The sequence below is a fragment of the Roseospira marina genome (assembly GCF_014197855.1).
In the GTDB taxonomy this organism is placed as follows: Bacteria; Pseudomonadota; Alphaproteobacteria; order Rhodospirillales; family Rhodospirillaceae; genus Rhodospira; species Rhodospira marina.
Genome location: NZ_JACIGJ010000027.1, coordinates 22,935 through 31,606 on the forward strand (window position 1 = coordinate 22,935; position 8,672 = coordinate 31,606).

Below are 8,672 nucleotides of genomic sequence, written 5' to 3' on the forward strand. Positions count from 1 at the left end.
CGGCGCCCCCACTCTCGCGTGGCCGGTGGCCGTCCGCGCCGTCCGGGCCCGCCCCTCCCCTGTCCGATCAAAAGGATCATCCGACATGCAGTATCGCCCCCTTGGACGCTCAGGCCTCACCGTCAGCGCCATCAGCCTGGGTACCATGACCTGGGGCGAGCAGAACACGGAAGCCGAGGCCCACGCGCAGATGGACGCCGCACGCGACCGCGGCGTGACCTTCTTCGACACCGCCGAGCTCTACCCGGTCCCGCCCCGCGCCGAGACGCAAGGCCGGACGGAGAGCTATATCGGGTCATGGTTCCACAGCCGGGGCACCCGCGACAAAATCATCCTGGCCACCAAGGTGGTCGGCCCCAGCACCCAGCCCCAGTTCCGCAACGGGGCCGCCCGCCTCGACCGCGCCAACATCCTTGAGGCGCTGGAGGGCTCGCTACGCCGCCTCCAGACGGATTACATCGACGTCTACTATCTGCATTGGCCGGAGCGGCGCGCCAACTTCTTCGGGCGCCTGGGCTACGAGCCGGATCCCGAGGGCGACGCCCAGGCCATCGCCCTTGAAGATACGCTCGCGGTGCTGGACGAACAGGTGCGCGCCGGCACCATCCGGCACGTTGCGGTCTCCAACGAAACCGCGTGGGGCGTGATGCGCTATGCGCATCTGGCCGAGACGCGCGGCCTGCCCCGGCCAGCGTGCATCCAGAATCCGTACAACCTGCTGAACCGGTCGTTCGAGGTCGGGCTGGCGGAGGCCGCCCAGCGCGAGGCGATCCCGCTGTGCGCCTACTCGCCGCTGGCCATGGGCGTCCTGTCGGGCAAATACCTTGAGGGCGGCCGGCCTGCGGGGGCCCGCCTGACGCTGTTCCCGGACTCCTATCCCCGGTACCAGAAGCCCCGGGGGGTGGAGGCCACGGCCCGCTACGTGGCCTTGGCCCGCGCGCATGGCCTGGATCCGGCCCAGATGGCCCTGGCCTACGTGAACAGCCGTCCGTTCGTGGCCAGCACCATCATCGGCGCCACCACCGTGGACCAGCTCGCCCGCGATATCGACAGCATCGACCTCGCCTTGTCGAGCGAGGTGCTGGCGGGCATTGAGGCCATCCACGCCGAGTACACCTATCCCTGCCCCTGATCGGCCCCCGGATCGGTCGCCGTCTCGCTCACCCTGGCGTCCACATCGGACCGCAGGACAACGCGATGGGCCGGGAAGCGGATCATGACCGTGACCCCGGCCCCGGGCTGGCTGATGATCTCCAGCGTGCCGCCGTGGGCCTCGACCAACGCGCGGCAGAGCGGCAATCCCAAGCCGGTTCCGCCCTCGGCCCGGGTAAACACGCCTTGCACCTGCCCGAAATTCGACAGCGCCACGCGAATGTCCTCGGCCGACATGCCGATTCCGTCGTCACTGACCGACAGCACCAACTGGCCGGAGCGGGCCAGACGGGCCTGCACGACCACCGACCCGTTCGGATGCGTGAACTTGAGGGCGTTCGAAATCAGGTTGTCCACGCACTGGCGAATCCGGATCGGATCACAGCGCAGCCAAGGGAGGCTGGGCCGCACCAGCATGGTCATGCCGATACGGCGCTTTTGGCTCTCCGGCGCGAACCGATTCAGGGCCTCCCCGACCAGCCCCTCCAGCGACTCCAGGCTTTCGTTCAACTGAAGCGCCCCGGCCTCGACCCGTGACAGCTCAAGTATGTCGCTGACCACGGCCAGAAGGTGACGCCCCGACGCCAGAATACTGTTCAGATAATCCCCGTAAGCCGGCGCTCCGAGGGGGCCGTGCACTTCGTCCAGGACCATCTCGGAAAAGCCGATGATGGCATTCAGAGGCGTGCGCAGTTCGTGGCTCATATTGGCCAGAAACTCGCTCTTCGCCCGGTTCGCCGTTTCGGCCTCCCGCTTGGCTACGGCCAGCGCGGTCTGTCGCGCCTTCAACTCCGTGATATCCGACAGGAGCACCAGGGTGGAGCCGTCCTCCGCCCGGCCCTGGCGGACCAGGAAATACCGACCGTCCCGGACGCGCGTCTCAAATGGCGGCACATCGACGCGGTGATGGATATCCAAACGCCACCGCGCCCAGTCGGCCAGACTGCTGCCCTCCGGCGGCACGATCAGGGCCTTATCCACGGAAGCGGCAATGATGGTCTGAATCGACGTCCCCGGGGTCAGGACGCCCGCGAGTTCGGGCATCCAGGCGCGGTAGCGGCTGTTCGCCAACACGAGCCGGTCGGCGGTGTCGAACATCAACACCCCGTCCTCTATGGTCTCGATGGCCCCCAGAAGCTGGCTTTCGGCGGCCAACGCCCGGGCCAGGGTGCGATAGTGATCGGTAACGTTCAGGAACTGATAGATGAAGTAGATGGGGATGTTCGCGGCCGTCCGAACGACGGTTACGCTGCCCCGCACCCACAGCACCTCGCCCGAGGCATGGCGAACCCGTTTCTCCATCGCATAGGCGTTGCCGCCGTCGTCGATCAACCGTTGCCGGAGGGCGCGTTCCCGCGCGCGTTCGGGCTCCGGCGTCAGGTCATCGATCCCGGCGCCCAGAATTTCGTCGAGGGGATAGCCCACCGTCTCGCAGAACATAGGATTGGCGGTCAGAATGTGACCGTCGATCGTGACCAACGCCATACCGTGGCCGGCGTTCTCAAAGGACTGGCGGAAGCGCGCCTCGCTTTGTATGAGCGCGGCCTCGGCCGCCTTGCGTGTGTGTATGTCCTGAACATGCACCACCACGACACCGTCGGCCGGCATGGAGTCACCGCCACCACCATGCCGGCCGGGCGCGATGAAGGCCCCGCTGACGCGGGCCCAGACGATCGTCCCATCCTTGCGCAATAAGCGCTTTTCCCGCGCACGGGTCTGATCGGGGCCGCTCATCATATCGCCGAACCGCGCCGGCTCGGTGTCCGCGTCGTCGGGATGCGTGACCGCCCGACAGTCCAGTTGGACCAACTCCTCGGCGGTGTAGCCGAGCATGGTGCAGAGGGCTTGGTTGACCCGAAGCCAACGACCGGCCCGATCAAGCAGGGCCATGCCGTGGGAAGCCCGTTCGAACGTCAGGTGAAACAGGTCGTCGGATGGGCCCTGGGCCGGCGGACTCGGACGCGCCGGCGTCCGATCCTCAAGGAACACGAACACGCTGCGCGCTTCACCGCGCGATGCCGGCAGACTCACCGTGAGGGCAAGGGTCCGGCGGGAGCCCCCGACCCGAACCCGCGCGACGCCCTCGAACACCCCGTCACCGCGCCACAACGCCAACAACCCCGCGCGCACCAACGCGGCATGCCGCCGCCGGCCGAGGAATCGACGCACCAGCACGCCCGTATCGACATCCGAACGGCCCACGCCCAGAAGACTCCGGGCGCGCGCGTTGCAGAGCCCGAACCCGACGCGGTCCGGGATCGATGCCAGGGCACCCGAACCGGCGTCCAGACGCGCCCCAAGATCCGACTCGCCCTCCCGCCGCAACGGCTGAAGGAACGCCCAGAGCTCCGTCAGATCCAGGACGAGAATCGCCACCGGCGCGGCTTCGACAAAACGCGCGGACTCGCTGGCAATAACATCCAAAGGGGACATGGAGGGTGAACGTCCTTCCGCACGCGGTCTGGATACGGCCCTAAGCATGACCGACGGTCCGCCGTTCCTACACCACACTCCCGCCGACGCGGCGACACCGGGCCACCCGACAGCGCCCGCCCCGCCCGGCTGCCCCATCCGGCAGCCGGAGCACGACACGATCCGGAGTCTCTTTTGAATTATATAAACAAACGTCGAGGAAGGAAAAGCTGGTCGTTCCGCCCGTACAATGGCGCTGACCCCTAACCCTATGGGCCTGAACGACCACCGAGGGCGCACGACACCCGCCCACACCGATACCACGGCCCGGATAGAAATTGGGCGGGAGTCACCCCCCGCCCAAAGCCCGTTCCGTCTTGCCGCGCGGGAGAGCCGGGGGGCGGAACACGTCCTGCCCCCTGCCCTCTCAGGCTCCTTAGTCCGTGGGGGCCGTGAGGTCCTCGCCGGTCTCCTGATCGACCTGCTTCATGGTCAACTTGACCTTGCCGCGATCGTCGAAGCCGAGAACCTTCACCTTCACCAGATCGCCCTGCGCCACGACGTCGGAAACCTTCTGCGGACGCTGCTTGGACAGCTCCGAGATGTGCACCAGACCGTCCCGGCTGCCGAGGAAGTTCACGAAAGCGCCGAACTCGACCACCTTCACCACCTTGCCGGTGTAGACCACCCCGAGTTCCGGATCGGCGGCAATGCCCTTGATCCAGTCCACGGCGCGCTGGGCGTTGGCGGCATCGGTGGCGGCGATCTTGATGGTGCCGTCGTCCTCGATGTCGATCTTGGTCTGGGTGGTCTCGGTGATCTCACGGATCACCTTCCCGCCCGTGCCGATGACCTCACGCACCTTGGAGGGGTTCACCTTGATGGTGGTGATCCGCGGCGCGTTGCCGGACACTTCCTCACGGGCGCCGGTCAGCGCCTTTCCCATCTCGCCGAGGATGTGGATGCGGCCGTCCTTCGCCTGACGAAGGGCCACTTCCATGATCTCCTTGGTGATGGACGTGATCTTGATGTCCATCTGGAGCGCGGTAACGCCCTCGGCGGTGCCGGCCACCTTGAAGTCCATGTCGCCGAGGTGATCCTCGTCGCCCAGGATGTCGGACAGCACGGCGAACTCGTCGCCTTCCTTGATGAGGCCCATCGCGATGCCCGCCACGGAACGCGGCATCGGCACGCCAGCGTCCATCAGGGCAAGCGAGGAGCCGCACACGGTCGCCATGGAGGACGAGCCGTTCGATTCCGTGATCTCGGAGACCACACGCATGGTGTAGGGGAAGTCCGCCTTGGTCGGCAGCAGCGGCCGGATCGCCCGCCACGCCAGCTTGCCGTGGCCGATCTCGCGGCGGCCGGCGCCGCCCATGCGGCCCGTCTCACCGACCGAGTACGGCGGGAAGTTGTAGTGGAGCATGAAATGCTCGCGGTATTCGCCGTCCAGCGCATCGATGATCTGCTCATCCTGGCCGGTGCCGAGGGTTGCCACGACCATGGCCTGCGTCTCGCCGCGCGTGAACAGCGCAGAGCCGTGGGCGCGCGGCAGGAAGCTGACGTCGATCTCGATCGGGCGCACGGTCTTGGTGTCGCGGCCGTCGATGCGCTGACCGGTCTTCAGGATGGCGCCACGCACGATGTCGGCTTCCAGCGCCTTGAAGGCACCACCGAACAGGGCCAGCCCGGCCTCGTCCTCGGCGAAGGCGGCCAGGGCCTGTTCCTTCACAGCGGCGACGGCGGCCTGACGTTCCTGCTTGTCGGGCTTCGCGTAGGCGGCGGTCAGGCCCTCCGCGGCGACCTCACGCAGCTTGGTCGCGACGGCCTCGGCCTCCGGCGGCGGCGCGGGAACCTCGCGCGGCTCCTTCGCGCACATCTCGGCCAGATCGATGATGGCGTCGATGACCGGCTGGAACGAGTCATGACCGAAGGTCACCGCGTCGAGCATCACGTCTTCCGAAAGCTCCTGGGCCTCCGACTCGACCATCAGCACGCCGTCCTTGGTGCCGGCGACGACCAGATCGAGATCGGATTCCTTCAGCTGCTCCAGGGTCGGATTCAGGACCGGTTTGCCATCGATGTAGCCGACGCGCGCGGCGCCGATCGGCCCCAGGAACGGCAGGCCGGAAATGGTCAGCGCGGCCGACGCACCGATCATCGCGACAATGTCCGGATCGTTCTCCATGTCATGGCACAGCACGGTGCAGATGACCTGGGTCTCGTTCTTGTAGCCCTTGTGGAACAGCGGCCGGATCGGCCGGTCGATCAGACGCGAGACCAGCGTTTCCTTTTCGGTCGGGCGGCCTTCCCGCTTGAAGAACCCACCGGGAATCTTGCCGGCGGCAAACGTCTTTTCCTGGTAGTGGACCGTCAGCGGGAAGAAATCGATGCCGGGACGCGGGGCGTGGTCGCCGACGGCCGTGCACAGCACGGTGGTTTCGCCGAGCGAGACCAGAACGGCGCCGTCCGCCTGACGGGCAATCCGGCCGGCTTCCAGCACCAGCTTGCGGCCGCCCCAGTCGATTTCCTTGCGGGATACCTTGAACATGGACATGAGTGTCATCTTTCCCTTGCGTGAACGTCGCCACCCTGTGGCACGCCCTGCGGCGCCGCGCGTCGTGCGCGGGCCGGTCCCGAACCGAAGTCCATCACCGTCTGACTCTGTCGTGTGGGGTTCCGGCGCGCCGGCTGCCGGAGCCGACGCGGGGCGGACGGGAGTCCGGGCCGGGCCCGGACTCCGCGACGCGCGGGGGGCGCGAGCCCGCGATCAGCGTGGTGCAAACGCCCCCGGGTCCGTCCCTCCGGAGGGACGGACGTCCGGGCGGCGCGCCCACGGCGCCCTGCTTCGTCGTACGGTGAATCGTGCGACGGATCATCGTGCGACAGGGCCGGCGCCGGCACGAGCCGGCCCCTTCGCATCGGCCTATTTGCGGATGCCGAGACGGCCAATGAGAGTCTCGTAACGGGCACGTTCAACCTTCCGGACGTAGTCCAGCAGGCGCCGACGCTGACCAACCATCATCAGCAGGCCACGACGCGAGTGGGTGTCCTTCTTGTGGACCTTGAGGTGTTCGGTCAGGTTGCTGATGCGCTCGGTCAGGATGGCCACCTGGACTTCCGGCGACCCGGTGTCGCCTTCCTGGGTGGCGAATTCCTTGATCAGTTCCTGCTTGCGTTCGGGCGTAATCGACATCGTAAACCGTAGCTCCTTGAAACGGTCCGCCCCGGATCCGATCCGGCCGGGCGGTCATGCACGTTCGTATGCATGGGAAACGACAAAAAAGCAGGTCACGCCACCCCAAGGGTGCCGCCCCGCCGCTCCTACAGGTTCATGACGCGAACCGGACGGATTTCGCCGCCGACGATCCGGGCCATAGCCACCAGACGGGTTCCGGACATGGCCTTGTAGACCCGTTCGTCCGGCGCATCCGGCGCCGACGGTTGCGCGATACCACACGCCGCGTCCCCCATCCGGGACAGCAACGGCGGCAGGGCCACCGGCTGCCCCATCGCAAGGCGGCGGGCTTCCGTGTCCGTCAGGGCCAGGGCCGGGATGTCGTCCAGCGCGGTCTCGACGGACAGCAGAGCATCGGAACCGGCGGCACTATGCCCCAGGGACTCCAGATGATCCAGGGAAATCGCATGGGATTCATCGAACGGACCGCAGGACAACCGCCGCAGCGAATCCATATAGGCGCAGGTCCCGAGCGCTGCCGCAAGGTCGCGGGCCAGCGACCGCATATAGGTCCCCTTGCCGGCCGCAATCAGCAGATCCAACCGGTCCGGCGACGCGACCGCCTCCTCGGCGGAGGTCAGGATCGTGATGGAGTCGATCCGGACCGGGCGCGCCTTCAAGTCCACCGGCGCGTCGGCATCCGCCCGCGCCAGATCGTAGGCGCGCCGTCCGTCGATCTTCACCGCCGAGAACCGGGGCGGCACCTGGTCGATGACGCCGGTGAACGCCGGCAGCGCGGCCCGCACCTGATCGAGCGTCGGCCGGGCCTCGCTGGTGGCGATGACCCGCCCCTCGCCGTCGTCGGTGTCGCGCTGCTCCCCCCACCGCACCCCCATCCGATAGAGCTTGCGCCCGTCCATGACGTGACTGACCGTCTTGGTCGCCTCCCCCAGCGCCACGGGAAGAATCCCGGTGGCCAGCGGATCGAGCGTGCCACCGTGCCCGACTTTGGCCGCGCCGGTGATGCGACGCACGGCCGACACCACCGCCGTCGATGTCATCTCCAGCGGTTTATCGATCACCAACCAGCCGTGAATCGGCAGGCCCTTGCGCCTACGCCCCATGACCCGGGCCGCCCTCCCCGCCCCGGTTCGGGTCGGTCTCCCCCTCCGACTCCGGATCATCCGGACCGGAGCCGCCCGGTTCGGATTCGTCCGGTTCGGATTCGTCCGGTTCGGATTCGTCCGGGTCCACGTCACGCGCGACCTCGGGACTATGCAGGATGGCCTCGATCCGGTCGGCCACATCAAAGCTGGTGTCTGTGGCAAACGTCAGGTCCGGGATGTAGCGCATCCGCACCCGGGCCGCCAGTTCATGGCGCAAATACGGTTTCACCCGCCGCAGACCGGCGAGGACCTCGGCCTCGGCCGCCTCCCCACCGCCCAGCGGCATGCAGAACACGGTCGCGTTGCGCAGATCCGGGCTGACACGCACCTCGGTCACGGTCACCGGTGTCTCCGCCAGCGCGGGATCCCGGATGTTACCCTCTTCCAGCGTCCACGCCAGGGCGTGGCGCAATTCCTCGCCAACGCGCAACTGGCGCTGACCCGGACCGCGGCCCGACTGGGCGGACGCGGAAGACCGCGCGTTGCCTCGTCGCATGGTGCTCACCAACCTTCTTGTCATGTCGTGGGATGGGATGGGGTCTGTGCCGGGGAGGCCATGTCCAGCCCCCGTCCGGCAACCGGGCCCGATCCGGGTCCCGGTACCCCTCCGATGGAACCGCATATCATAGGGCGGCGCCCCGGTCCGGATCAACGGTCGCTCCGCGCTCGACCAGGGCTATCGCATTTGGCCGATGATGGTTCTGGCGAATTCGTTGGTCCATCCGCAGCGCTTGCGTTTGCGGCGGATGGAGATGCCGGGGCGG

Annotated in this window: 6 protein-coding genes; 1 reads left to right on the top strand and 5 read right to left on the bottom strand. The window is 67.5% G+C overall.

The window, feature by feature from the left end; all coding sequences use genetic code 11:
* Positions 1-85: 85 nt before the first annotated feature.
* Positions 86-1,132 carry an NADP(H)-dependent aldo-keto reductase gene (locus GGD82_RS19635; protein ID WP_150064086.1) on the top strand — a complete coding sequence of 349 codons (1,047 nt, stop codon included), beginning with the start codon at positions 86-88 and terminating at the stop codon, positions 1,130-1,132.
* Here GGD82_RS19635 and GGD82_RS19640 read toward each other — a convergent pair.
* The 5 genes from GGD82_RS19640 to rbfA all read right to left on the bottom strand — a co-directional run bounded on the left by GGD82_RS19640 (position 1,117) and on the right by rbfA (position 8,404).
* A complete protein-coding gene (locus GGD82_RS19640; RefSeq protein ID WP_170284477.1) occupies positions 1,117-3,585 on the bottom strand; it encodes a PAS domain-containing sensor histidine kinase in 2,469 nt (822 codons plus the stop codon). The genes GGD82_RS19635 and GGD82_RS19640 overlap by 16 nt on opposite strands.
* Before the next feature lie 415 nt (positions 3,586-4,000).
* Complete coding sequence (gene pnp, locus GGD82_RS19645) at positions 4,001-6,121, bottom strand: polyribonucleotide nucleotidyltransferase (protein ID WP_150064084.1); 2,121 nt, start codon at positions 6,119-6,121, stop codon at positions 4,001-4,003.
* 369 nt (positions 6,122-6,490) lie between these two features.
* Complete coding sequence (gene rpsO, locus GGD82_RS19650; protein WP_150064083.1) at positions 6,491-6,760, bottom strand: 30S ribosomal protein S15; 270 nt, start codon at positions 6,758-6,760, stop codon at positions 6,491-6,493.
* Between the two features lie 128 nt (positions 6,761-6,888).
* Positions 6,889-7,866, bottom strand: coding sequence for a tRNA pseudouridine(55) synthase TruB (gene truB / locus GGD82_RS19655; RefSeq protein WP_150064082.1), 978 nt, complete (start codon positions 7,864-7,866; stop codon positions 6,889-6,891).
* Positions 7,856-8,404 (bottom strand): 30S ribosome-binding factor RbfA, encoded by a 549-nt coding sequence (gene rbfA, locus GGD82_RS19660; protein ID WP_150064081.1) that lies wholly within the window; start codon positions 8,402-8,404, stop codon positions 7,856-7,858. Before rbfA ends, truB begins: the two co-directional genes overlap by 11 nt.
* Positions 8,405-8,672 lie beyond the last annotated feature (268 nt).